This window comes from Halobacterium noricense, assembly GCF_021233435.1.
Taxonomy (GTDB): Archaea; Halobacteriota; Halobacteria; order Halobacteriales; family Halobacteriaceae; genus Halobacterium; species Halobacterium noricense.
The window spans coordinates 795,512-818,793 of the sequence record NZ_CP089468.1 but is presented as its reverse complement, the minus strand read 5'-3'; the positions used below and the strand labels follow the sequence as shown (position 1 = coordinate 818,793).

The 23,282-nt window shown below is 69.4% G+C and carries 24 protein-coding genes and 1 tRNA gene; 17 read left to right on the top strand and 8 right to left on the bottom strand.

All coding sequences use genetic code 11. The annotated features are described in order from the left end of the window. Nucleotides 1–2: 2 nt before the first annotated feature. On the bottom strand, nt 3–674 hold the full coding sequence (locus LT974_RS04580; protein WP_232589494.1) for a phosphoglycolate phosphatase: 672 nt from the start codon (nt 672–674) through the stop codon (nt 3–5). Between the two features lie 55 nt (nt 675–729). Then, nucleotides 730–1,188 carry a YbhB/YbcL family Raf kinase inhibitor-like protein gene (locus LT974_RS04575; RefSeq protein WP_232589493.1) on the bottom strand — a complete coding sequence of 153 codons (459 nt, stop codon included), beginning with the start codon at nt 1,186–1,188 and terminating at the stop codon, nt 730–732. A 165-nt stretch (nt 1,189–1,353) separates the two neighbouring features. Here LT974_RS04575 and LT974_RS04570 point away from each other — a divergent pair. After that, nucleotides 1,354–1,426: transfer RNA gene (locus tag LT974_RS04570), tRNA-Thr, on the top strand. Between the two features lie 6 nt (nt 1,427–1,432). Here the strand turns inward: LT974_RS04570 and LT974_RS04565 are convergent. Together LT974_RS04565 and LT974_RS04560 are read right to left on the bottom strand one after the other, a co-directional pair. Next, entirely contained in the window at nt 1,433–2,869 is a 1,437-nt protein-coding gene (locus tag LT974_RS04565) for an MATE family efflux transporter (protein WP_232589492.1), read from the bottom strand. A gap of 95 nt (nt 2,870–2,964) precedes the next feature. Beyond that, nucleotides 2,965–4,071 carry a M24 family metallopeptidase gene (locus tag LT974_RS04560; RefSeq protein ID WP_232589490.1) on the bottom strand — a complete coding sequence of 369 codons (1,107 nt, stop codon included), beginning with the start codon at nt 4,069–4,071 and terminating at the stop codon, nt 2,965–2,967. A gap of 154 nt (nt 4,072–4,225) precedes the next feature. Here LT974_RS04560 and LT974_RS04555 point away from each other — a divergent pair, with 154 nt between their 5' ends. From LT974_RS04555 to LT974_RS04530, 6 genes are all read left to right on the top strand, one after another. After that, a complete protein-coding gene (locus LT974_RS04555; protein ID WP_230888480.1) occupies nt 4,226–4,432 on the top strand; it encodes a cold-shock protein in 207 nt (68 codons plus the stop codon). A gap of 156 nt (nt 4,433–4,588) precedes the next feature. Further along, nucleotides 4,589–4,840, top strand: a complete 252-nt coding sequence (locus LT974_RS04550) for a hypothetical protein (protein ID WP_232589489.1) — start codon at nt 4,589–4,591, stop codon at nt 4,838–4,840. A gap of 44 nt (nt 4,841–4,884) precedes the next feature. Then, nucleotides 4,885–5,388, top strand: coding sequence for a metal-dependent hydrolase (locus LT974_RS04545; protein ID WP_232589488.1), 504 nt, complete (start codon nt 4,885–4,887; stop codon nt 5,386–5,388). A 56-nt stretch (nt 5,389–5,444) separates the two neighbouring features. Beyond that, nucleotides 5,445–6,386, top strand: a complete 942-nt coding sequence (locus tag LT974_RS04540; protein WP_232589487.1) for a winged helix-turn-helix domain-containing protein — start codon at nt 5,445–5,447, stop codon at nt 6,384–6,386. Between the two features lie 161 nt (nt 6,387–6,547). Then, nucleotides 6,548–7,150 carry a DUF6663 family protein gene (locus LT974_RS04535; protein ID WP_232589486.1) on the top strand — a complete coding sequence of 201 codons (603 nt, stop codon included), beginning with the start codon at nt 6,548–6,550 and terminating at the stop codon, nt 7,148–7,150. 166 nt (nt 7,151–7,316) lie between these two features. Next, on the top strand, nt 7,317–8,567 hold the full coding sequence (locus tag LT974_RS04530; protein WP_232589485.1) for a hypothetical protein: 1,251 nt from the start codon (nt 7,317–7,319) through the stop codon (nt 8,565–8,567). 10 nt (nt 8,568–8,577) lie between these two features. Here LT974_RS04530 and LT974_RS04525 read toward each other — a convergent pair whose 3' ends face one another. Further along, nucleotides 8,578–9,486, bottom strand: coding sequence for a ketopantoate reductase family protein (locus LT974_RS04525; protein ID WP_232589484.1), 909 nt, complete (start codon nt 9,484–9,486; stop codon nt 8,578–8,580). 77 nt (nt 9,487–9,563) lie between these two features. Here LT974_RS04525 and LT974_RS04520 point away from each other — a divergent pair, with 77 nt between their 5' ends. The 6 genes from LT974_RS04520 (at nt 9,564) to LT974_RS04495 (ending at nt 16,488) form a co-directional block, all read left to right on the top strand. Further along, a complete protein-coding gene (locus LT974_RS04520; protein ID WP_232589483.1) occupies nt 9,564–10,442 on the top strand; it encodes a DMT family transporter in 879 nt (292 codons plus the stop codon). Between the two features lie 44 nt (nt 10,443–10,486). Beyond that, on the top strand, nt 10,487–11,419 hold the full coding sequence (locus LT974_RS04515; RefSeq protein WP_232589482.1) for a hypothetical protein: 933 nt from the start codon (nt 10,487–10,489) through the stop codon (nt 11,417–11,419). A gap of 81 nt (nt 11,420–11,500) precedes the next feature. Beyond that, on the top strand, nt 11,501–14,182 hold the full coding sequence (gene ppc, locus LT974_RS04510; protein WP_232589481.1) for a phosphoenolpyruvate carboxylase: 2,682 nt from the start codon (nt 11,501–11,503) through the stop codon (nt 14,180–14,182). A 60-nt stretch (nt 14,183–14,242) separates the two neighbouring features. Further along, complete coding sequence (locus tag LT974_RS04505; RefSeq protein WP_232589480.1) at nt 14,243–15,223, top strand: ABC transporter ATP-binding protein; 981 nt, start codon at nt 14,243–14,245, stop codon at nt 15,221–15,223. Beyond that, the gene (locus LT974_RS04500; RefSeq protein WP_232589478.1) at nt 15,220–15,987 is read left to right on the top strand and encodes an ABC transporter permease; all 768 of its coding nucleotides are present in this window, start codon (nt 15,220–15,222) and stop codon (nt 15,985–15,987) included. The genes LT974_RS04505 and LT974_RS04500 overlap by 4 nt, the downstream gene beginning before the upstream one ends. Nucleotides 15,988–16,017: 30 nt before the next feature. Then, entirely contained in the window at nt 16,018–16,488 is a 471-nt protein-coding gene (locus LT974_RS04495) for a carotenoid biosynthesis protein (protein WP_232589477.1), read from the top strand. A 15-nt stretch (nt 16,489–16,503) separates the two neighbouring features. On the opposite strand, the gene rtcA is transcribed toward LT974_RS04495, so the two are convergent. Continuing rightward, complete coding sequence (gene rtcA / locus LT974_RS04490; RefSeq protein WP_232589476.1) at nt 16,504–17,523, bottom strand: RNA 3'-terminal phosphate cyclase; 1,020 nt, start codon at nt 17,521–17,523, stop codon at nt 16,504–16,506. 87 nt (nt 17,524–17,610) lie between these two features. On the opposite strand from rtcA, the gene LT974_RS04485 reads away from it, so the two are divergent. Next, on the top strand, nt 17,611–18,168 hold the full coding sequence (locus LT974_RS04485; RefSeq protein WP_232589475.1) for a DUF1684 domain-containing protein: 558 nt from the start codon (nt 17,611–17,613) through the stop codon (nt 18,166–18,168). Between the two features lie 80 nt (nt 18,169–18,248). Here the strand turns inward: LT974_RS04485 and LT974_RS04480 are convergent, their stop codons facing one another. Then, nucleotides 18,249–19,229 carry a transcription initiation factor IIB gene (locus LT974_RS04480; RefSeq protein ID WP_232589474.1) on the bottom strand — a complete coding sequence of 327 codons (981 nt, stop codon included), beginning with the start codon at nt 19,227–19,229 and terminating at the stop codon, nt 18,249–18,251. A 333-nt stretch (nt 19,230–19,562) separates the two neighbouring features. On the opposite strand from LT974_RS04480, the gene LT974_RS04475 reads away from it, so the two are divergent. Genes LT974_RS04475 through LT974_RS04465 form a run of 3 tightly spaced genes read left to right on the top strand, consistent with a single transcriptional unit; the run spans nt 19,563 to nt 22,827 of the window. After that, complete coding sequence (locus LT974_RS04475; RefSeq protein ID WP_232589473.1) at nt 19,563–20,147, top strand: HalX domain-containing protein; 585 nt, start codon at nt 19,563–19,565, stop codon at nt 20,145–20,147. Between the two features lie 4 nt (nt 20,148–20,151). Beyond that, nucleotides 20,152–22,254, top strand: a complete 2,103-nt coding sequence (locus LT974_RS04470) for a PAS domain S-box protein (protein WP_232589471.1) — start codon at nt 20,152–20,154, stop codon at nt 22,252–22,254. A gap of 45 nt (nt 22,255–22,299) precedes the next feature. After that, nucleotides 22,300–22,827, top strand: coding sequence for a response regulator (locus LT974_RS04465; protein WP_232589470.1), 528 nt, complete (start codon nt 22,300–22,302; stop codon nt 22,825–22,827). Here the strand turns inward: LT974_RS04465 and LT974_RS04460 are convergent, their stop codons facing one another. After that, nucleotides 22,828–23,259: a DUF7112 family protein gene (locus LT974_RS04460; RefSeq protein ID WP_232589469.1), complete on the bottom strand. Its 432-nt coding sequence runs from the start codon at nt 23,257–23,259 to the stop codon at nt 22,828–22,830. Nucleotides 23,260–23,282: the final 23 nt, after the last annotated feature.

Below are 23,282 nucleotides of genomic sequence, written 5' to 3'. Positions count from 1 at the left end.
CGCTACTCGGCACGGATGCGCCGCGTCGCCGCGAGGAAGCCGTCGGCGTACGACTCGTCGAGCACGACCTCTGCGGCGTCGCGCGCGGCGTCGTCGGCGTTCGCCACGGCGTACGACTCGCCGGCTGCCTCGAACAGCTCCACGTCGTTCGCGGAGTCCCCGACAGCGGCGAAGTCCGCGGGCTCGTAGCCGAGTTCCGTGGCGACGACCTCCAGCGCCGCGCCCTTGCTCGGCTCGGTGGCCTTCACGTGGTACGCGAACCCTGTATCCACGACGCTCAGACCGTACTCGTCCGCGAGGTCCGTCAGCACGTCCAGCGGACGCTCGCGGTTCACCGCGAGTTCGGTCTCCCGCCAGCGGTTCACGAGGTCCGACTCTCCCCAACCGAGGTCGAAGCCCGCGTCCGCGAACGCCTCGTGGACGTCCGCGGCGGCGTCCCTGTCGCCGAAGTAGAACAGTTCGTCGTTCACGTACGCGACGCCGCCGTTCTCCGCGATGACGCGCTCGGCGACGCCGACGAACTGGCAGAGCGCGACCGGGTACGGCAGCGCCTTCCCGGTCGCAATCACGACCGGTGCCTCCCACTCCCGGAGCACGTCCAGCACGCGACTGTCGATGGACCGGTCCGGGCGACTCAGCGTCCCGTCGATGTCGACGGCGAGCGGCGCGACCATACCCGGAGAAGGGAGTGCTGGCGTAAATGCCGTACTCTTCGCGGGCGCTCGCGCGTCAGGGCGCGTACGTCCCTTCGAGGAGCGCGTCGTCGAGGACCTGGCCCTCGACTGCGGCTTCGACCGCCTCCCGGCCCGCCGACTCGGGCAGGTCGAGTTCGGTGTCGAGCGCGTACAGTTTGAACTGGTACGTGTGTTCGCGGTCCGGCGGCGCCGGCCCGCCGTACCCGCGCTCGTCGAAGTCGTTCGTCCCCTCAGTCGCGCCGTCGGCGCTCGCGTCCCAGTTCTCGGGGATCTCCTCGACGCTCGGCGGGACGTTCCACACCGTCCAGTGGTCCCAGATTTTTCCGGCGGGCTTCCGGGCGTCCGGGTCGTCCACGACGAGCGCCAGCGACACCGCGTCGTCGGGCACCCCCGAAATCGACAGCGGGGGGTTGACGTTCGCGGCGTCGTGGCCGTACTGCTCGGGAATCCGGTCGCCGTCGGCGAACGCGGGGCTGGACACGGACAGACTCACGCGCGACCACTCCAGTGCATTATCGACTGCTCGCTCGGCACACACAAAAAGCTCGTCGCCGGCCACGGGAGGCCACGTGTGGCCCGTCCCGGAGTCGGGCGGCGAACCCGGCGGGTATCAAAGGGGTTATTTCCTCGTTGGCTGTACGTTGACGTGGCGACGCGCGCCGTGGTAGCTCAGTGGCCAGAGCAGTCGATTTGTAATCGACCGGTCGGGGGTTCAACTCCCCCCCACGGCTTCCTTCTCAGTCGTCGGTCGCGGCTTCCGGCCGATAGCCGCGGCTGATGGCCTTCCACTTCCCGGTGGCGAAGCGGTAGTAGTTGATGACGGCGGGCGCGACCGTCTCCGCGAAGAACGCGAGGTAGATGCCGAGAATCCCCAGCGAGGTCGTCGCGCCGAGGTAGACCAGCGGGATGGCGAGCCCGAACATGCCGAAGACGCGGCTGTAGAACGGCCAGCGGGTGTCGCCGGTGGCGTCGAGCGCGCCCGCGACGGCGCTGGTGACGCCCTGCGGGACGATGGCGAGCGCGGCCGCGTACACCATCCCGACCGCGATGGGGACGCTCGCGGACGTCGGGTCTTCGACGAACAGCACGACGATGTCCCGGGCGAAGATGGCGACGAGCGCGGCGAACAGTGCGTATGTGGCGACAGAGAACACGACGATTTCGCGGCCGTAGGCTTCCGCGGTGGACTCGTCGCCGCGGCCGAGTTCCTGGCCGACGAGGCTGGACGCGGCGAGCCCGAACCCCCAGCCGGGCGCGTTCATGATGCCCCAGATGCGCCGCGTAACGACGTACGCGGCGACGACCTCGGAGCCGAGCAGGCCGACGAACGCCAGGAGGGGGAAGCGCGCGCCCGTCCAGACGGAGTTCCGACCGACGACCGGCAGGCCGATGCTGACGACGTCGCGGCACGTCTCGCGGTCCCAGTAGCCGCCGAACGGGGAGACGGTGACGGGGAACGCGCCGACGAGCGGGAGGCGGCCGCGCGTGATACCGACGACGAACGCCGCCACGATGACGACGTTGCTGACGACGGTGCCGAGCGCCGCGCCCTCGACGCCCCACCCGAGTGCGAAGATGAACACGGCGTTCAAGCCGATGTTGACGACGGCCCCGCCCGCGCGCAACACCATCGCGGTCCACGCGTCGTCGGCCCCGATGAGCGAGCGGCTCCCGACGAGGTTGAGGCCGGCGAACGGGACGCCGAACGCGAGCACGCGGAGGTAGTCGGCCCCGTACGTGACGGCCGCGGGGTCGTCGGTCAGCAGTTCGATGAGTTCGACGGGGAAGAGGTAGAACAGCGCGGCGACCGGGAGCGTCGTCGCGAACACGAGCAGCGTGCTCGACCGGATGGCCTGCCCGAGTTCGTCGTAGGCTTCGGCGCTGAAGCGCTGGGAGACGAGCGCGATGGTCCCCGCCGCGAGCCCGCCGCCGAGACTGAACGCCGCGCCCCAGAACGGGCCGGCGAACCCGACGCCGGCGATGGCGGAGCTCCCGAGGACGACGCCCACCATCGCGACGTCCGCGGCGCTCTTGGACATGCGCGCGACGCCGGTGACGATGCGCGGCCACGCGAGGTCCGAGGTCCGGCGGGCGCGTTCCTCGGAGATGAGCCCGAGGCGCGCCAGCGCCAGCCCGATTTCGCGGAGGAGCCGACTGAACGGGTTCGGGACCACGACTACTTCGTGCTCGGCGTGGCCCGGATAAAAACGCAACTATTTCGGAACGAAATATAGACCGCGGGCCGGACAGTCGTGGGTCGCTCGCCGCGCTACGCTCGCCAGCCGCGCGGCGTGTCGTTGAGGCGCTCGCAGCCGTCTTCGGTGACGACCACGAGGTCCTCGATGCGCACGCCGAACTCGCCGTCGAGGTAGACGCCGGGCTCAATCGAGAACACCATGCCCTCCGCCAGTGGCCGCTCGTTGCCGCCGACGATGTACGGCTCCTCGTGGACGTCGAGGCCGACGCCGTGCCCCGTGCGGTGGACGAACGCCTCGCCGTAGCCGGCGTCCGCGATGACCTCGCGCGCGGCGGCGTCCACGTCCTCCGCAGGCACGCCCGGTTCGACCGCTTCGACCGCGGCCTGCTGGGCTTCTCGAACGACGTCGTGGACGCGCTCGAACTCGGCCGGTGGGTCGCCCGCGAACACGACCGTGCGCGTCTGGTCGCTGGGGTAGCCGTCGACGCGCGTTCCGAAGTCCAACACCACGGGGTCGCCTCGTTCGACTTCGCGCTCGGAGCGGTGGTGGTGTGGTTTCGCGCCGTTCGGCCCGCTCCCGACGATGGTCTGGAAGGACGTGCCGTCGCCGCCGTGCGCGACGAGGCGGTCCTCGACGAACGTCGCGAGTTCCCGCTCCGTCATCCCAATCGCGTCCGCGCCGAGGTCGTGGACGTCCTCCATCGCGGCGTCGGCGGCGTCCGCGGCGCGCCGGAGCGCGTCCAACTCGGCGTCGTCCTTCTGCACGCGCAGCGGGCCGAGCACTTCGTCCGCGAGCCCCCACGTCGCGTCCGGGAGCGTCGCGCGGAGGTCCTGCGTGAACCGCGCCCACATCGTCGAGTCCACGAACAGTTCGCCGTCGGCCATCCCGAGGTCGCTGGCCGTCTCGGCGACCAACTCAGTCGGGTCTTCGACGTCGGCCCACAGCCGGACGTCCTCGACCCACGTGGCCTCGCGGAGCTGTTCGCCGTACAGTTCGGGTGCGACGAACGCCGGGTCGCCCGCCGCGGGCACGAACAGGAAGAGGTGGCGCTCGCCGGGCTCCTCGCGGAAGCCGCCGAGATAGGAGAGGTTCGGGCTCGGGAACAGGACGACGCCGCTGGCACCGCGCTCCCGGAGTCGCTGCTGGCACTCTCGGGTGCGCGTTTGGAACGCTGACATGCCGATAGCTCGCTCGTGGACGCCCTTAACAGTAGTCGAGTGCGGCCGCAGCCGGCTGGACTCGGCCCGGAAATAGCGACGAACACCCCCGGAGGCCCGTGGTAACTCGACTCTCGGAAGCGTTATCCCCGAAGCGGCCCTACGGTTGTTTGTAATGGCAGAAGGCAAGGTTGACTTCTTCAACGACACTGGCGGCTACGGTTTCATTTCGACTGACAGCGACGACGTGGACGACGACGAGGACGTGTTCTTCCACATGGAGGACATCGGCGGTCCCGACCTCGAAGAGGGTCAGGAAGTCGAGTTCGACATCGAGTCCTCCCCGAAGGGCCCGCGCGCGACGAACCTCGTCCGCAACTAAGTCCTACCCGCCGTCGCTTTCAGTGACGGCCGACGTTCCACTTCTTTGAGACGCTACACGACGTAGCGACTGCTGTGTGTACGGACGCATCGAAGTTCGAGCAGCGAGTCGCACGACTGCGGACGGTTTTTCTACCGGCGGCACGACCACTCGCGTATGGGAATTACGCAGACTCTCGGGGACGCGCTGGCGGGCCGAGCGTACCAGTTGGTCGGTGTGGTGTTCGGCGTGGCGGCGATAGCGCACTTCGCGCTGTGGGCGCAGGCACCTGACCAGACGCTGGACACCGCGGTGGCGACCGGCGACGTGAGCGCGGCGCTCCCGGAAGCGGTCGCGTACGCGCAGGGCCACCCCGCGTACCTGCTGGCGTTCGTCGTCGGCGCGGTGTTGCTCGTGCGCCAGCCCTGAGTCGCTCTCGGAACCCTCTACTTGCTCGGGGCCGACGATAGACTGTGTACCGGAGTGGTCACTACGGCGTCGCGTTGCTCGCGTACGCACCCGTCTTGTACGTACTGGGGTCGCTAGGCCGCGTCGTCGCGGCCGCGGCGGGGCTGGCGCTCGTGCTCGCGCTGACGCCGCTGCCCGACGCCGACCACGACATCCCGCTGATTTCGCACCGCGGCGTCACGCACACGCTCCTGTTCGCTGGCGTCGTCGGCGTCCTCGTCGGTGGCGCGGCGTGGCTCCTCACTGGTCCCGCCGGGCTCGCGCTCGCGCCCGAACAGGCCGTCGAACTCACCGTCGGCGCGGGCGGGGTCGCGGCGTTCGCGATTCTCGCGCACCTGCTGGCGGACGCGCTCACGCCGATGGGCGTCGCCGCGCTGTGGCCGGTGTCGAGCACGCGCTACTCGCTGGGGCTGACCCCCGCCGACAGCACCGTCTGGAACGTCGGCCTGTTCGCCCTCGGCGTGTTCACGACGGCGGCTGCTGTTGTGCTGGCGATTCCTCTCGCGTAAGTTACATAACCGAATTTTTGCGAGGGCTTATGGCCCGTGTCCGTGTACGTCCGCGCATGAGCGGCTCCGACACGCCCCTCGACGGCGCACCCCTCGACCCGGACGGCAGCCTCGACGACAGCCTGCCGCCCGCCGAGGCGTTCGCGCTGCTCGGGAACGAGACCCGAATCACCATCCTGCAGGAGCTGTGGCTCGCGCCCGACCACCCGGTCGCGTTCTCGGACCTCCGCAAGCGGGTCGGGATGAAGGACAGCGCGCAGTTCAACTACCACCTCTCGAAGCTCACTGACCACTTCGTGCGGCAGGTCGAGGACGGCTACGAGTTCCAGTACGCCGGCGAGAAGGTCGTCCGCGCCATCCTCGCGGGGACGTTCACCGAGCGCGTCACCCTCGAATTCCCCGTGACCGGCGACTGCTTCGACTGCGGCGGCTCGCTCGAAGCCGCGTACGCCGACGAGCGCCTCACCGTCCGGTGTACTGACTGCGAGAGCGTCTACGGCCGCTACGCGTTCCCGCCAGGCGGGCTGCGCGACCGCTCGACGACCGAAATCGAGGCGGCGTTCGACCAGCGCGTGCGCCACCTCCACTGTCTCGCCGCGGACGGCGTCTGTCCGGAGTGTGGCGGCCGCGTGGACACCGCCGTCGTCCCCGACGACGAGGACCTGCTCGGGCTGGACGTGCGCGTCGACCACACGTGCGTGCAGTGCCAGCACACCATCTCCTCGCCGGTCGGGCTGTCGCTTTTGGACAACTCCAACGTGGTGGCGTTCCACGCCGACCACGGCGTCGAGCTCGACACGCGCAAGCACTGGACGCTCCCGTGGTGCGTGACCGACGCGTCGACGACGTACGACGCCGACCCGACGCGCGTGACGGTGTCATTTGCGCTGGCCGGCGAGGCGATGGACGTCACGCTCGACGGCGACCTCCGCGTCGTGGACACGGAGCGCCGCTGTGCGGACGCCGCCGACGACGCGGGCCGCGTCTCCGCGGACTGAGCGGTTCGTTTTGGCACGAACAACAGGAAATAAACACCGGTTCGTCGAGTCTTATGCTTTCCGGACACGACGTGCCGCTGCCGGCGGGCAGAGGCACGGCCAGGGCTCCGCTGGGCGCGAAGACGGACGCCCTTATCCCTTCTCGCACGCAATCCCGGCGCATGGAGACCACGACGGAGAGCACGTTCCGCGTGCTCGGCGCCGCCCCCGAGCGCGCCGACGACCTCCTGCTGCTCGACCGGGCCGACCACGAGCCAGTCCGCGTCGCCGCCGACGGCTACGACGACCTCGCAGTCGACGCGCTCCGACCCGGCTACCTCGTCGACGCGACGCTCTCGTGGGACGACGGCGACGCGCGCTTCGCCGCCCTCGACGTCCGCAAGCGCACGCTGTTCACCTACGCCGACGCCGTCTCGGGCCTGTTCGAGGCCGCCCTCGACACGATGGAGCAAGCCCACCAGGAGGCCACCGGCGTGCAGGGCCGGCCGACGTTCAGTGCGGACGGCGAACCCAACGGCGCGGTGTACGCGTTCGCCGAACAGCCCGGCGAGCGCGACGTCTTCGAGGAGATACAGACCGGGGCGTTCCCGCTGGAGCCGCTCGTCGACCGCCTGAACGAGGAGGAAGACTGCGAGCACGAGGTGTTCGTCTTCCGGCCGCTCGACCACGACTTCGTCGTCGTCTACCTCGTCCTGCACAAGGAATCGATTCTCGCGGACACCGTCCGCGACACCTACGACTGTCCGCGCCCCTCGGAAGCCTAACGTCGGACGACCGTCGCATCCACAAGAGTCTGTCGCCGGTTCTATCGGCGCTTGACCTAACCGAACTACTAATAGTCGACCATCCGACAGTCCCGACGCTGGTCCCCGCAAGCCCCTGATTGGTACCGCAACGTAGCGACAGCGCTGCCGGGACTGGCAGGTACACATGAACGCGCGAACGATTACCGCCGTCGCCATCGCTGCCGTCCTCGTCGTCTCGGCAGCGGGCGCAACGGCACTCGCCCAGCCGAACAGCCCCGCCACCGACTCGCCCGCGACCGCCGACGCGGACGCGGTCCAGCAGTCGGACGGCGAGACGAACTACACGCGACTGTACGTCGACGAACAGTACCGCAACCTCCGCCTCAAGCCCGGCGAGAGCGAGACCGTCACGATAACCGTCGAGAACGGCGAAGACGAGGCCGTGACGCTCTCGCCGCACCTATTCGTGCCGCCGCGCGGCGAGCGGCCCGTCGAGAAGTCGTGGGTCTCTATCGGGAGCTCGGACCTCCAGCTCGACGCCGGCGAGGAACGGGAGTTCGACGTCACGGTCTCCGTTCCCGAGGACGCCGAACTCAACCGGTACGCCGGGGCAATCGCGCTCACGAACGAGACGATTTCCTATCCCGGCCGCCCCGCACAGCCCGCCAACGGCGTCTCCCTGAACGTCGAAGTCTGGCAGGATCCCACCGTGCGCGTCGTCTCGGACACGTACATGCACTCGCAGGTGCAGGCCGGCGACTCGTTCACCCGCGAGTTCGTCGTGGAGAACACCGGCGACCAGGCCGTCCCGGTGAGCCCCGAACTCGTCACCGAGGACCGCTACCGCCCCAACGCCAACCGCGACACGCTCGAACGCTCGTGGGTGGAAATCGACGCGCCCAACGAGATTGCGCCGGGCGAGACGGCGACCATCGAGGTCACCGTCACGCCGCCGAGTGACGCCGACCGCGGCGACTACCGCGCCGAACTCGACCTCGGGCTGAAGGACCCGGCGCGCCCCGACCGCTCCTCGTACTGGCAGCGCGTCAGCCTCCGCTTCCAGGTGTGGACTCAGCCCGACCAGCCCTTCCAGACGTCGTTCGAAGTGAGCGACGACACCGAGAACGTGACCCTCGACCTGTCCGCGAGCCGCTACCGGAGCGCGGACAGCGAGCCGGCGAGCTTCGACGTGACGTTCGTCTCGCCGAACGGCACGGAGGTCGCCGCCGAACGCGTCAGCGTGACGAACCGCGGCACCGTCGACCTCGGCTCGTCCCGCCGGCAGGCGACGTCCGACGGGACGTACGCCGACAGCGGCGAACACCAGACGTTCCGGTACCGACTCGACGACCCCGCCGCGGGGGCGTGGTCGGTGAAGATTATGCCGGAGAACGCGATGCAGTTCTCCTACGAAGTCACGCGCAACGAGGAGTAGTCCGCGCGCCCTACTTTTCTTCGGCGAGTCGCACGAGCTCCGCGAGTGTCTCGTTGACCGGCGTCTCCACGCCGTGGGTTGCGCCGTGCCTGACGAGCGCACCGTTCAGCGCCTCGATTTCGGTTCGCCGGCCGCGCTCGACGTCCTGCCGCATCGAGGACGGGTTCGTCGCGGTGCGCTCGGCGACCTCGCGCGTGCGCTCGACGGCGTCCCGCGGCACCGCGATTCCCTCGGCGCGTGCGACCGCGATGCCCTCCTCGACCGCACGCCGGAGCACGCGCTCGCCGCTCTCGGACTCGACGAGCGCGCCGTTCGGCACGCGCGCGAGCGCCGTCGCCGCGTTGATGCCCGCGTTCACGAGCACCTTCGTCCACACCGCGGCCTCGGGGTCGTCGGTCACGCTCGTCTCGATGCCCGCCGCAGTCAAGCAGTCCGCGACGGCCTCGACGCGAGCGTCGTTCGCCGCGAAGTAGCGGCCGATGGTGGTGTCGCCGCGGCCCGCGTACCGGACGTGGCCGGGGGCTTCGAGAACCGCGCCGTGCGTCGTCGTCCCCGCGACCACGCGTTCGCGGGGAACGTGGTCGGCGATTGCTTCGGCGTTCCCGAGGCCGTTCTGGAGCGTGAGCACGTCCGCGTCGCCGAGGTACCCCGCGATATCGGCGAGCGCGTCGCCGGTGTCGTAGCTCTTCACGCAGACGACGAGCAGGTCGGCGTCCACGGCGGCCGCGTGTTCTGTGGCCACGTCCAGCGGAATCTGTTCCTCGCGGCCGTCCGGGTGCGTGAACCGGAGGCCGTGCTCGCGGACGCGACGGACGTGGTCCCCGTCCCGGCCGAGCAGCGTCACGTCCACGTCCGCCGTGGCGAGCGCTCCCGCGAGCAGCGACCCGAGCGACCCCGAACCGAGGACGACCACGCGCATGGGCGGCGGTACGGCGGGTGTCGGTAAAGCCTCCCGGGGTTCGATGGGACTTAGGAGGCGGGCGTCCGCGAGCGACTATGGGACTCCGGGACGCCGCCGCGCCGCTTGCCGCCGCCGGCCTCTGGGGCGGCATGTACGTCGTCAGCAAGTGGGGGTTCGCGTCCGTGCCGCCCGTGACGCTGGCGTTCCTCCGAATCGTGGTCGGCGGCGTCGCGCTCTACGTCGCGCTGCGCGCGCTCGGGACGCAGGCATCGTTCTCCGCGCGGGACCGCCGCGGCTTCCTCCGGCTGGGCGCGTGGGTGGCGCTCACGCTGGCGACGCAGTTCGTCGGCACCGACCGTACCACCGCCAGTCAGGGGTCGCTGTTGACGATGCTGACGCCCGTGTTCACGCTGCTACTCGGCGTCACGATGCTCGACGAGCGGCTGACGTGGCGCTCCACCGGCGGGATGGCGCTCGCTGGCGTCGGCACCGCGCTCGTCGTCGCGGGCCAGTACGGGCTCTCCATCGGCGGTGGGAGCGCGTTTGGCGTCGCGGTGCTGTTCGTCGCGAGCGCGGCGTGGGCGGCCTACACCGTGGACGGCGCGCGCCTCGTCCGGAAGCACGGCGCGCTCGTCGCGGCAACGTACAGTTCGCTCGCGGCAGTGCCGGTGCTCGGCGTGCTCGCCGCCGTCGAACTCGCGATGACCGGCGCGACCGTCCCCCTCACGCCGGGCGTCGTCGGTGCGGTCGCGTACCTCGGACTCGCGAGCACCGCGGCCGCGTGGTTCCTCTGGTACCGCGGCGTCGAACGCACCACGGCGACCGTGGTCGCGGCGTGCTTCTTCGCGCAGCCCCTCGTCGGCGGCGTGCTCGGCGCGCTCCTGCTCGGCGAAACGCTGGGCCCCGGGTTCGCCGTCGGCGGCGTCGTGATGGGCGTCGGCGTCGCGCTCGTCAGCACCGCGCGCACGGGGTAGCCGCGCGACAATCCTTTTGTACTCCGCCCGCTTCTCCCGGAGACATGGACCGGGACCGCGGCCAGCTGTTGCTCGTCGCGGGGCTCGGACTCGCGCTCGCGTTCGTGGTGCTCGCGCTGGTGTTGAACGCGGTCGTGTTCACGGAGAACCTCGCCACCCGGAACCACGGCGAGACCGACGACGTGGTCGGCTACGAGCGCGCTACCGAGGCCGGGGTCGGCGGGTTGCTCGTGCAGACGAACACGCACGACGACGCCGACCACGCGAACCTTCGGAACGTACTGGGGGCGGGCGTCGGAACGTGGGACGCGAACGCGTCGTTGTTGTCCGCGAGCAGCGGCACTATCACGGCGGCCTCCGTCGGGAGCGTCGAGAACGGGACGCGCATCGCCCAGCCCGACGAGCGGAACTTCTCGGACGCGAACGGGACGAACGACTGGACGGCGGCCGTGGACGTGAGCGAGACGCGGCGCTTCGAGGCGGTCGTCACGCCGACGAGCGGCAGCCCCGTGACGTTCACGTTCTCGGACGGAACGGCGTCGTGGCGCGTTGAGGTCATCGACGAGGGCTCGGACACGAACGTTACCGCGTTCCAGAACGGATCACGGGTCGCGACAGAGACCCAGTCCTCCGACACCGTCGCCCTCGACGTCACCGAGGGCACGGTGAACGGGACGCGAATCGCGAACTGGACGTTCGCGGAGAACGTCAGCGCGCCCTACGACGTTAGCGTCGAGAACGGCGGGAACGCGAACGGCAAGTACGGGTTCGTCGTGGACGTGCCGAACGCCGAGGACGACGTGTCTGCCAGTACGTACGCGGACCGCAGCAGCGGGTCGCCGACGGCAGTCCCAGCGCTCTACAGCGCGACCGTGGCTGTCTCCGTGCAGGACGACCGCGTGACCTACGAGACGAACGTCACCGTCGCACCCGAGTCGTCGCCGTCGGCGGCACCGTGGGAGAGTCCGGCGGAGTAGACTAATTCTTCACTCGTAATCGAGTGGCAATATGTCGCGCCGACCCGTGTTTTGAAAACCCCGCACGACCACCTGTGTGGTATGGACTTGCACAGCAGGAGCGTCCGCGAGGACGTCCGTGAACTCGGTGCCACGCTCGGCGACGCGATGCGCGCTCACGAGTCACCGGCGGCCTACGACGCCGTCGAGGCCGCGCGCACGGCCGCCATCGACTACCGACGCGGCGACAGCGACGACCGCGACGCCCTCCGAGAGGTCGTCGCCGAAGCCGACATCGACGGCTACGAGGACCTCGCGCGAGCGTTCGCAGGGTACTTCGAACTCGTGAACCTCGCCGAGGAGCGCGAGCGCGTCCGCGAACTCCGCCGCAGCGAGGCCGAGGGCACGCTCGCGGACAGCGTCCGCGGGGCAGTTGACGTGCTCGCCGACGCAGGCGCCAGCGCCGACGAAGTTGCCGGGATTCTCGACGACGTCCACGTCGTCCCGACGTTCACCGCACACCCGACCGAAGCCCGGCGGAAGACCGTCAAAGCCCACCTCAAGCGCATCCGCGAACTGCTCGAAGAACTCGACGAGCGACGGCTCACGCCCCGCGAACGTGAGCGGACGTGGCGCCGCATCGAGGCGAACGTCGAGTCGTTGTGGACGACGCGCCGCGTGCGCGAGCGCCAGCCGACGCCGTTCGACGAGGCGCGCGACGTCCAGTTCTACCTCGCGAACGCCGTTTACGACGTCGTGCCGGAGGTGTACGCGGACCTCGACGACGCGCTCGCCGAACGCTACGACGACCCGCCCGAAGTTCCGGAAGTGCTGGCGTTCCGGTCGTGGGCGGGCTCGGACCGCGACGGCAACCCCTACGTCACCACCGAAACCACCGAGCGCGTGCTCGACCGGCAGCGCCGGCTCGTCACCGAGCGCTACCTCGACGACCTCGACGACCTGCTCGGCGCGCTCTCGATGGACGGCACGCGCGTGGACAGCGAAGCGGCCGCGGACCTCCTCGACGAGGCTAGCGAGGACGTGCCCCGGGTCGTCGACCAGGTCGCCGAGCGCTACCCCGACGAACTGTTCCGGCAGGTCGTCGCCGTCGTACAGGAGCGCGTCGACCGCGTGACCGACGTCCAGCCGGGCGGCTACGCGGACACCGAGAGCCTGCTCGAAGACGTTCGCGCGCTCGAAGCCGGCCTGCGCGAGGCCGGGCTCGGGAAGGTCGCCGACGAGCACGTCGCGCCGTTCGTGCGGCGCGTGGAGACGTTCGGCTTCCACCTCGCAGCCTTAGACCTCCGCGACCACCGCGAGAAACACACGCACGCAGTCGGCGAGGCGCTCGACCGTGAGGGCATCGACTACGCGGGGATGAGCGAGGACGAACGCGTGGCGTTCCTCACGGAAGCCGTCCTCCAAGACGACCCCGTGGTGGACCTCGAAGACACGGAGGGCGTGGACGACGAGACGGCGCGCGTGCTCGGGCGCTTCGACGCGCTCGCGGACTGGCACCGCGAGTACGGCCCGGACGCCATCGACGCGTACTGCATCAGCATGACCGAGGAACCGAGTCACGTGCTGGAAGTCGTCTTCCTCGCGGACCAGGCGGGCGTGCTCTCGCTGCCCGACCACGCCGGCCTCGACGTGGTGCCCCTCCTGGAGACGCGGTCGGCGCTGTCGAACGCCCGCGACATCCTCGGGACGCTGTTCGAGAACGAGGCGTACGGCGCGCTCGTTGACGCCCGGGACCGTACCCAGGAGATTATGCTGGGGTACTCCGACTCCAACAAGGAGAACGGCTTCCTCGCGGCGAACTGGCAGCTCGACCGCGCGCAGCGCCGGCTCGCCGCCATCTGCGAGGACCATAATGTCGACGTGCGCTTCTTCCACGGGCGGGGCGGCTCCATCTCGCGGGGCGGCGGCCCGATGAACGAGGCGCTGCTCGCGCTCCCCAAGGAGACGGTGACGGGCGACGTGAAGTTCACCCAGCAGGGCGAGTCCATCGCGGAGACGTACGGCAACCCCCGCATCGCGGAGCGCGAGCTCGAACAGATGCTGAACGCCCAAGTGAGAGCGCGCCACGCCGCCATCGCCGAGGACGACCCGGACGTCCCCGACGAGTGGGTCGATGCGATGGCGGAGATGGCGGAGACGGCCCGCGAAGCGTACCGCGACCTCCTCGACTCGGAGGGGTTCGTCTCGTACTTCGAGGCGATAACGCCCATCGACGTCGTCGAGGACCTCAACCTCGGGTCTCGGCCCGCCTCCCGGACGGGCGAGCGCGCCGTGGAAGACTTGCGCGCGATTCCGTGGGTGTTCTCGTGGACGCAGACGCGGTGTGTCATCCCCGGCTGGTACGGCCTCGGCGCGGGGCTGGCCGCCTGCGAGGACGACGCCCTCCTCGAAGAGATGTACGAGGAGTGGCCGTTCTTCCGGACGACGCTCGACAACGCGGCGCTCGCGCTCGCGCGCAGCGAGCCCGAGATTACCCACGAGTACGCCGCGCTCGCGCCCGACGACCTCCGCGAGCGCTTCCAGCCGCGCATCGACGACGAGTACGAACGAGCCCGCGGCGAAGTGCTGGCGGCGACGGGGCGCGACGACCTCGTGGACCGCGCGTGGCTCCGTGAGAGCCTCGACCGCCGCAACCCCTACGTCGACCCGCTGAACTTCCTGCAAGTGGAGTTACTGGACCGCGAGCAGCGGAGTCCGAGCGCCGAGCGCGCGCTCCGGCTCTCCGTGATGGGCGTCGCCGCGGGCATGCAGAACACGGGCTGAGCCAGAACCGATCGCCGACTTCCGTGGCCTTAACCGCGTCACGTGCCTTCCGTATTTTAAATGCCGCCAGCGATACGCACCGACGACCTCGTCAAGGAGTACGGGGACGTCCGCGCGCTCGACGGGCTCTCGTTGTCCGTTCCGGAGGGCTCCTTTTTCGGGTTGCTCGGGCCGAACGGCGCGGGGAAGACGACGTTCATCAACACGCTCGTCGGGCTCGCCCGGAAGACCAGTGGCACCGCCGAAGTGTTCGGCCACGACGTCGAGGACGACTACCGGGAAGCCCGGGACGCCATCGGGCTCGCACCCCAGGAGTACAACGTCGACCGCTTCTTCCCGATTCGCGAAGTGCTGATGCACAAGGCCGGCTACCACGGCGTCTCCGACGAGGAGGCCGCCGAGCGGGCCGCCGAAGCCCTCGAAACCGTTGGGCTCGGTGGGAAGGCCGAGACGCGCTTCGACTGGCTCTCCGGCGGGATGAAGCGCCGGTTCATGCTCGCGCGAGCGATGGTCACCGACCCCGACCTCCTCATCCTCGACGAACCCACCGCCGGGGTGGACGTCGAATTGCGCCACGACCTCTGGGAGGTCATCCGCGGGCTCAACGACGACGGCACCACCATCCTCCTCACCACGCACTACATCGAGGAGGCCGAGCGCCTCTGCGACGAGGTCGCCATCATCGACTCCGGGCAGAAAGTAACCGTCGCGACGCCCGACGACCTCACCGAGCGCGGCACCGACGAAGTGACGCTCACGCTCGACGCCGCGCCCGCAGCGACCCCGACCATCGACGACAACCGCGTCGACAGGGTCGCCGTCGACGGAACCACGGTGACGCTGCGCGCGAGCAGCGGCAGCGAAGTCGTCCCGGTCGCCGTCCGCCAACTGGAGGCGGCGGGCCACCGCGTCGTCGACGTCGACGTCGCACGAACCAGCCTCGAAGACGTCTTCGTTGACATCACCCGCACCGGTGGCGACGCCACCGACGGCAGCAGCGGCGACCACGAGGACAGCGAGACACAGAAGGTGGCCCCGTGAGCTTCTCGACGGGACTGAAGTCGCTGACGCGCCGCGAGATTCTGCGGTTCGTCCGGCGGCCGTACAACACGTTCCTGCCGCCGCTCATCACGAACGTGCTCTACTTCAGCGTGTTCGGCGTCATCCTCGGCGCGCGCATCAGCGACATCGGCGGCGTCCCCTACATCCAGTTCATCCTCCCCGGGCTGGCCGTGCTGGGTGCGGTCTCGAACGCCTTCGAGAACGCCTCCTTTTCCATCTTCCACGGGCGCTGGAACGAGTACATCCACGAGACGCTCACCAGCCCCATGGCGTACTGGGAGATGGTCGTCGCGTACGTCGTCTCCTCGGCGCTCCGTGGCGTGCTCATCGGCATCCTCATCGCCGTCATCGGCGCGCTGTTCACGCCCGTCCGAACGCTCGCCCACCCGTTCTACGCGGTGGCGTTCCTCGGGGTCATCACCACGCTGTTCGCGGCGTTCGGCGTCATCGGCGGGCTCGTCGCGGAGGACTTCGACCACCTCACGGTCCTGAACCAGTTCATCCTCCGGCCGCTGGTGTTCTTCGGCGGCGTCTTCTACAGCCTCGACGCCCTCGACGGGCTCGCGCGCACCGCGAGCTACCTGAACCCGATGGTGTACATGGTCAACGGCGTGCGCTACGGCATCATCGGCGTCTCCGACATCGAACCCGACACCGCGCTCGTCGTGCTGTCGGCGCTCACGGTGGTCGTGCTCGCTATCGACGTCTGGCTGTTCCAGCGCGGCTACGGCCTCACCGACTAGCTTTTTCCGGCCGCCGCTCTCCCTTCCTGCATGCCGAGCAATCGCGCGTTCGCCGCGAGCGTCGCTGCCGTCGGCCTCCTCGCACTCGCGCACGCCGCGCTGACGTGGCCGTCGGCCGCCGTGCTCGCGTTCTTCGGCGGCGGCGCTGTCGTCGCGTTCGTCGCGGAAGCAGTCGTCATCAATCTGGGCTGGCTCGAACACCACGTCGGCCCGAAAGTCCTCGGCGTTCCCGTCTACGTGCTGTTCGGGTGGACGGGCGCGATCTACGTCGCGTTCCGGGTAGCGCTCCTCGTCACGGACGGCTGGGCGCCGGTCGTCCTCGCAGCCGCGCTCGCGACCGGCTACGACGCGCTCGTCGACCACCGCGGCGTCGCGGACGGCCGCTGGACGTACACCGACGACCTCCCCGGGCCGCGCTTCCGCGGGGTGCCGTGGTGGAACTTCGCCGGCTGGCTCGCCATCAGCGCCGTGACTGCCGGCCTCGCCACACTCGTTCTGTAGAAAAGCGAATCGCTGTTACGCGGACAGCAGGACCGTGTCGCCGTCGTCCTCGACGTCGACCTCGTAGCCGAACTCGGCGAGGAGGTCGATGCAGGTCTCGACGTGCGTCGTCACTTCGGGCGCGCGAATCTCGCCGCCAGCGAGCGCGACGAACGGGAGCAATTGGTCGGCGAGGGACTCGTCGACCGCGGCGTCGCCGGCCTCGAACTCTTCGAAGCGCTCGACGGCCTTCTCGCCGACCGTCTCGGGCTCGACGCCCATCTCGCCGAGCTCCGCGAAGCCAGCACGGGAGTGCTCGTACTCGGCTGCGAGCACGAACGCCGACCCCGAGCAGTCGGCTTCGGCGTACTCGGTCTCGACGTCGGCCGCGTCGGGCGCGGGCTCGGCCTGGCGCTCCGCGACGTCGTCCTCGGCCTCGGACTCCTCGGCGACGGAGTACGCGGTCAGCGACTCGCGCTCGCCGCGTTCGGTGACGTCGAGCGCGTCGAGCGTCGACGGCTCGATGGTCAGCGTCGCCTTCCCGCCGCCGCGTGGGTAGAACCCGCGGCGATTCAGGGTAACGTCCGCGTCGAGGCCGTGCTCCTGCAGCACGGGGAGCTTGACGTGCTGGAAGTAGTCGAACGGCGGCGCCCACTTCGCGTCGGTGCCGCCCTCCAGTCGCGCGGTGAAGGATTCGTCGAGCGCGACCGCGACCGGGAGCAGCGCGTCGAACACCAGCGGGACGCTGCCCGCGGTGCCGACTTCCACGGAGACGCTGCCGCCGACGACCCCCTGGTCCGCCGGGTCGGCGTCCTCGTCGATGTCCTCGTTCGGCTCGAACGTGAACGACTCCGAGCCCACTTCGACGCCCCCCGTCTCGGCGTTGCAGACGGCCGCGACTGCTTCGATTGCCGCGCAGTGCTGGGCCTGCAAGCCCGGGTTCGCGCGAGCGCGCCGGACGTGTCGCATCCGGAACGGTTCGCCTGTGACCGCGGACAGCGCGAGCGCGGTGCGGACCAGCTGGCCGCCGCCCTCGCCCCCGTCGAGAATGTTCATACCGGTACGAGACGTTCGGAGGTGAAAAGGGATTCGTCACCTCGCGGAGTCGCCACAGTTACCACGCTCCCGGCCACACCACCAGCCATGACCGACGAGCCCGCGTTCGACGAAGCGGCGTGGCGCGAGCGCGTCCGCGAGCACCGCGCCGAGAAAGACGAGTTCTTCGCGGAGCACCCGCAGTCCCCGATTCCCCCCGAGGACCGCGAGGACTTCGACGGGCTGTCGTACTTCGAGCCCGACCCCGACTACCGCGTCGTCGCACGCTTCGGGCGCGCGCAGAACCCCGAGCCGGTCTCGCTGGAGACCACGCAGGGGCCGCCCGCGGAGTACGACCGCGTCGGCGTGCTCGGGTTCACGCTCGACGGCGAGCACCGCACCCTCGAAGCGTTCCGCGTCGAGGGCGAGGACTCGTTGTTCGTCCCGTTCGCCGACGAGACGAACGGCGGCGAGACGTACCACCGCGGCCGCTACCTCGACGTCGACGCCGCGGACGCCGAACAGGGCGAGGACGTCGTCGTTGACTTCAACCTCGCGTACAACCCCTTCTGTGCGTACGCCGACCAGTTCTCGTGTGCGCTCCCGTCCGCGGACAACCGCCTCGACGTGGCGATTCGGGCGGGCGAAAAGGCCTACGACGCCTGAGCGGCGAGCCGCCGGCTACGCGGTGTGAAGAACAGAAAAACCGTCAGCAGTGACGCCACCAGTGACCGCAGTCGGCCGCGTTAGGCCGCGACTTCCGTCGCTTCCAGGAGCTCCTGGTAGCGGTTCCGGATGGTGACCTCGCTGACGTCCGTGACCTCGCTGACCTCGCTCTGGGTCACCTTGTGGTTGGTGAGCAGGCTCGAGGCGTAGATCGCGGCGGCCGCGAGGCCGACCGGCGACTTCCCGCTGGTGACGCCGTCCTCTTTGGCGTTGTCGAGCAGTTCGCGGGCGCGGCGCTCGACCTCGTCCGGGAGGTCGAGTTCGGAGGCGAACCGCGGGACGTAGCTGGCGGGGTCGGCGGGCGCGACTTCGAGGCCGAGCTCGCGGACGATGTAGCGGTACGTCCGCTTGAACTCCATCGCGTCGATGCGGCTGACGTTGGCTACTTCGTCGATGGAGCGCGGCGTCTGCATCTGCCGGGCCGCGGCGTACAGCGCGCTCGTCGCGACGCCTTCGATGGAGCGGCCGGGGAGCAGGTCCTCGCTGAGGGCGCGGCGATAGATGACCGAGGCCGTCTCGCGGACCTCCTTCGGGAGGCCGAGTGCGGAGGCCATCCGCTCGATTTCGCCGAGCGCCTGCTTGAGGTTGCGCTCCTTGCTGTTGCGGGTGCGGAAGCGCTCGTTCCACTTGCGGAGGCGCTGCATCTTCTGGCGCTGACTGGACGAGAGGCTGTTGCCGTAGGCGTCTTTGTCCTGCCAGCCGATGTTCGTCGACAGCCCCTTGTCGTGCATCATGTTCGTGGTGGGCGCGCCGACGCGGCTCTTGTTGTCCTTCTCGGTGGAGTTGAACGCGCGCCACTCGGGGCCGCGGTCGATGCTGTCCTCCTCGACGACGAGGCCACAGTCCGCACAGATGGACTCGCCGTGTTCCTCGTCGTTGACGACGCGGCCGCCACACTCGGGGCAGGTGACGGTCTCGTCCGCGGACTCTACCTCGGATTCGGATTCGTTCTCGTTGTGCTGTCGGTCACTGGAGTACGTACGGATTGTGGTGTCACTCATGGTGGTGGAAACGTCGGGTGGAGGGCGCACGAGGCTGCCCGACTCGTCGTACTCAGTAGTAGGAGCGATAAGTACTTAAACCTTTTGCAGTTTTGCGCATCGTTGACACACTCTCTTTCGGCCACAGAGACGAAAAGAAGCGAGAATAGCCGACTTTTGGGGGTGCCTAACGATTCGGCCACGATAACCGAAGGGTAGGGTGGTAACTGAAAGGTGTTTCGGTGGTAGTCAGTACCACGACCGGTGCCGTCGGGGTATTTTGAGGGGAGAGTTCCGGCTGGAGAAACCTTTAACTCGGGTGACTATCGATACAACACAGGCCGATTCCCACGCATGACTGACGAAGAGGCACGCGTACTCGTGGTCGACGACGACGAAGCGCTCACCGACGTGTACGCCGAGTGGCTCTCCGAGCGGTACGCCGTCCAGACCGCGACCACCGGCGAAGCCGCCCTGCACGAACTCGACGACGCCGTCGACGTCGTGCTCCTCGACCGGCGGATGCCGGGGCTCTCCGGCGAGGACGTCCTCGACCGCATCCGCCACGCGGAGTACGACTGCCGCGTCGCGATGGTCACGGGCGTGCGCCCGAACACCGACGTCGTCGACCTCGGCTTCGACGAGTACCTCCTCAAGCCCGTCGACCGCGACGACCTCCACGACGTCGTCGACACCCTCCTCGACCGCTCCGCGTACGACGACCGCCTCCAGGAGTTGTACGCCCTCTCCTCGAAGCGCGCGCTGCTCGAATCCGAGGCCGACGACGGCGACCTCGAACTCGACGAGTCCTACCAGGAGCTCGTCGCCCGCATCCAGGAGCTCCGGGACCGCATCGACGACACGATGGACGGCTTCGGGTTCGACGACTTCCGCGTCGCGTTCCGCGACGTCCCCGACCAGAACACGGGCAGCGACTGACCAGATGTCGCCGGACCGCCCCCTCGTCAGCACGGTGACGCGAACCGTCCAGCGAGCCGACAGTGTCCCCGACCTCCGAGCGAGCGTCTGTGACGCCGTCGTCGACGCCGGCCACGAGTTCGCCTGCTTCTGTGGCACCGACGACGAACCCGCGACGGCGAGCCAGGGCGCAGTCGAACCTCCCGACCCGAAGACCGTCGCGCCGACGTTCCGGGGCGCAGCGAACGGCCCAACCCCGTCCGGGTCCGACGAGATAGGCGGCGAGCCCGAACCGTTGGGTGACGATGCACATGCACCAGCAGCGGACGAACGCACCGTGACGTGGGTCGCGTACGACGACGCGCACGCCGCCGCAGTCCCCGTCGTGGACGCCGACGACTACTACGGGACGCTCGCGTTCGGGCCGGACACGCGGGCCGACACCGACGCCGAGCGCGAGCGCCTCGCTGCCGTCGGCAGAGTCGTCGGCCAGGGGTTCACGCGGCTGGACGCCGCCCGGGAGCGCGACCGACTGCGCGACTCCCTCCGGACCGAGCGCCGGCAGTTCGAGAAGCTCCACAGCGTCGCCGCCAGAATGGTCGGCTGCGAGGACGCCACCAGCATCTACCACCTCGCCATCGACGCCGCCGAAAACATCCTCGAATTCGACGTCTGCGGCATCGACGTCGTCGAAGACGGCTACCTCGTCCCGAAGGCCACGTCCACCGAGTTGGAGCCCGAGGACTCCCAGCGTCTCCCCGCCGACACCGGCATCGCCGGGCGGACCTACCAGGAGAACACCTCGATGGTCGTCGACGACGTCGGCGACCACGAAAACGCCGAGCCCGCCAGTCCCGAGTACACGGCCGTGTTGAGCGTGCCCATCGACGACGTCGGCGTGTTCCAGGCCGGCTCCCGGGAGCACGGCGCGTTCTCGCAGACGGACGCCGAGCTCGTCGAACTGTTGATGGCGCACGTCTCCGCGACGCTCCGGCGGCTGCGCTCGGCGGACGCGCTCCGGGAGAGCGAGCAGAAGTACCGGACGCTCGTCGAGCAGAGCCACGACGCCGTCGTCACGTACGCCGACGGCGAGCTATCGTTCGCCAACGAGCGCGCGTCGGCGCTGTTCGGGCGCTCCCGGGCGGCACTCCTGGCCGCGGACGCCTGCGAGCTGTTCCACCCCGAGGACCGCGTGAAACTCGAACGCGTCGCCGGCGAACTGACGGCCGCGGCCGGCCGCCGGCAGACGTTCGAGAGCCGCATCCGGCAACCCGACGGCGACGTGCGCTTCTGCGAGTTCAGCGCCACGAGCATCGATTACGAGGGCGACGTGGTGGTGCTCGCCTCGATTCGGGACATCACCGAGCGCAAGGCCCGCGAGCGCGAACTCGAACGGCAGAACGAGCGCCTGGACGAGTTCGCCAGCGTCGTGAGCCACGACCTCCGCAGCCCCATCAACGTCGCTCGCGGGGGCCTCGACCTCGCGACGGACACCGGCGACCACGACCACCTCGACCGCGCCAGCAGCGCCCTCGACCGCATGGAAGCGCTCGTCGAGGACGTGCTCAAACTCGCCCGACAGGGCGGGCTCGCTGACGAAACCGAGTCCGCCGCGCTGGCCGAGGTCGCGACAGACGCGTGGGACTGTATCGACGCGGCTGACGCGACGCTCGCGGTCGAAACCGACGACAGCGTGGAAGCGGACCCGACGCGGCTCCAGGAGTTGTTCGAGAACCTCTTCCGAAATGCTGTGGAACATGGTTCCACAGACCCCCAGAACGCGAAGCGTTCTGAGGATGCCGTGGGGCATGGCTCCACGAACCCTCGTTCGCACGCTCACGAGGACGCCGTAGAGCACGCTGGGGACGCCGGCGGTGTCTCAGTCACAGTCACGTCGTGCGCGGACGGTTTCGCCGTCATCGACGACGGCCCGGGTCTGCCCGAGGGTAGCCACGACGAGGTGTTCGAGCGCGGGTTCACGTCCGTGGACGGCGGCACCGGGTTCGGGCTCGCCATCGTGGAGCGTATCGCCGACGCCCACGGCTGGACCGTCGACGCCGTTCCGCCGGACGAGGGCGACCCGGACCGCGGTGCTCGATTCGAAATCACCGGCTGTCGTGGTGAGTAGGACAACACTTACAGCACCTGACGTTGGCTGTCAGTACGACTAGCTATGAGCCGGGGGCGTGACGACGCGACTGTGCTCGCCGTCGACGACCTGCAGGACTACCTCGACGTCTACGAGCACCGACTCGGCGACCGGTACGACGTGCGGACGGCCAACGGCGGCGAGGCCGCGCTCGACACACTCTCGCCGGATGTGGACGTCGTGCTTCTCGATAGGGACATGCCCGACGTCTCGGGCGACGAGGTGCTGGCGGCGATTCGGGACGCGGGCTACGACTGCCGGGTGGTGATGGTGACGGCAAACGAACCCGACGAGGATATTGTCGGCCTCGGGTACGACGCCTACCTCAGAAAACCCGTCTCGGAGGACGACCTGACCGACGTCGTCGAGCGCTTGCGCTCGCTGGCGGCGTACGTCGAGGCCATCGAAGCGTTCCACGAGGCCAGCGAGCGCCGCGCGGCCGGCGAACACGACGACGCCGAGCGCGTGCGCGACCTGCGCGAGCGGGCCGACGACATCGCGGACGGCTTCGACGCGCGGGACTACCGCATCGTCTTCCGCGACCTGGAGTGACTACTCGTCGAGAGAGTCGGCGATGGCCGAGAGGCTCGAATCCGGCGGCTGGGTCGCGGCGTACGTCGCGGACTCGCCCGGGACGCGGACGCCGTACTTGAGCCCGGGTTCGACGACATCGACGTGCACGGAGCGCCCGGCCTCCAGCGGACCGTCGTCGAGCCACTCGGCGAGGTGGTTGGTGGCGCTCCCGGGGTCGCGGGCGAGCGACGGCGTGTCGTACGCGCCGCGAATCACGGGCGTGCCGTCGTCGTGGTGGCGGAGTTGCGCGTGGTACTCGTCGCCGTCGAGGACGACGCGGACAACCTCGCCGGCCGGGAAGTCGGCTGCCGCGTCCGCGGGCAGGCGGAGTTCGTGACGGCGCGTCCCCCCGGCGCGGGCGACCGTCCCGGTCACCGTCTCGACGGTCTCCTCGGAGACGTAGTCGGTCATACACGAACGGACGGCGCTCGCGC

What these genes read in the sequence shown, in the direction of transcription:
- LT974_RS04580 (WP_232589494.1), bottom strand. Translation starts at nt 674, where the DNA reads ATGGTCGCGCCGCTCGCCGTCGACATCGACGGGACGCTGAGTCGCCCG.
- LT974_RS04560 (WP_232589490.1), bottom strand. Translation starts at nt 4,071, where the DNA reads ATGTCAGCGTTCCAAACGCGCACCCGAGAGTGCCAGCAGCGACTCCGG.
- LT974_RS04555 (WP_230888480.1), top strand. Translation starts at nt 4,226, where the DNA reads ATGGCAGAAGGCAAGGTTGACTTCTTCAACGACACTGGCGGCTACGGT.
- LT974_RS04550 (WP_232589489.1), top strand. Translation starts at nt 4,589, where the DNA reads ATGGGAATTACGCAGACTCTCGGGGACGCGCTGGCGGGCCGAGCGTAC.
- LT974_RS04540 (WP_232589487.1), top strand. Translation starts at nt 5,445, where the DNA reads ATGAGCGGCTCCGACACGCCCCTCGACGGCGCACCCCTCGACCCGGAC.
- LT974_RS04535 (WP_232589486.1), top strand. Translation starts at nt 6,548, where the DNA reads ATGGAGACCACGACGGAGAGCACGTTCCGCGTGCTCGGCGCCGCCCCC.
- LT974_RS04530 (WP_232589485.1), top strand. Translation starts at nt 7,317, where the DNA reads ATGAACGCGCGAACGATTACCGCCGTCGCCATCGCTGCCGTCCTCGTC.
- LT974_RS04525 (WP_232589484.1), bottom strand. Translation starts at nt 9,486, where the DNA reads ATGCGCGTGGTCGTCCTCGGTTCGGGGTCGCTCGGGTCGCTGCTCGCG.
- LT974_RS04520 (WP_232589483.1), top strand. Translation starts at nt 9,564, where the DNA reads ATGGGACTCCGGGACGCCGCCGCGCCGCTTGCCGCCGCCGGCCTCTGG.
- LT974_RS04515 (WP_232589482.1), top strand. Translation starts at nt 10,487, where the DNA reads ATGGACCGGGACCGCGGCCAGCTGTTGCTCGTCGCGGGGCTCGGACTC.
- ppc (WP_232589481.1), top strand. Translation starts at nt 11,501, where the DNA reads ATGGACTTGCACAGCAGGAGCGTCCGCGAGGACGTCCGTGAACTCGGT.
- LT974_RS04505 (WP_232589480.1), top strand. Translation starts at nt 14,243, where the DNA reads ATGCCGCCAGCGATACGCACCGACGACCTCGTCAAGGAGTACGGGGAC.
- LT974_RS04495 (WP_232589477.1), top strand. Translation starts at nt 16,018, where the DNA reads ATGCCGAGCAATCGCGCGTTCGCCGCGAGCGTCGCTGCCGTCGGCCTC.
- rtcA (WP_232589476.1), bottom strand. Translation starts at nt 17,523, where the DNA reads ATGAACATTCTCGACGGGGGCGAGGGCGGCGGCCAGCTGGTCCGCACC.
- LT974_RS04485 (WP_232589475.1), top strand. Translation starts at nt 17,611, where the DNA reads ATGACCGACGAGCCCGCGTTCGACGAAGCGGCGTGGCGCGAGCGCGTC.
- LT974_RS04480 (WP_232589474.1), bottom strand. Translation starts at nt 19,229, where the DNA reads ATGAGTGACACCACAATCCGTACGTACTCCAGTGACCGACAGCACAAC.
- LT974_RS04475 (WP_232589473.1), top strand. Translation starts at nt 19,563, where the DNA reads ATGACTGACGAAGAGGCACGCGTACTCGTGGTCGACGACGACGAAGCG.
- LT974_RS04470 (WP_232589471.1), top strand. Translation starts at nt 20,152, where the DNA reads ATGTCGCCGGACCGCCCCCTCGTCAGCACGGTGACGCGAACCGTCCAG.
- LT974_RS04465 (WP_232589470.1), top strand. Translation starts at nt 22,300, where the DNA reads ATGAGCCGGGGGCGTGACGACGCGACTGTGCTCGCCGTCGACGACCTG.
- LT974_RS04460 (WP_232589469.1), bottom strand. Translation starts at nt 23,259, where the DNA reads ATGACCGACTACGTCTCCGAGGAGACCGTCGAGACGGTGACCGGGACG.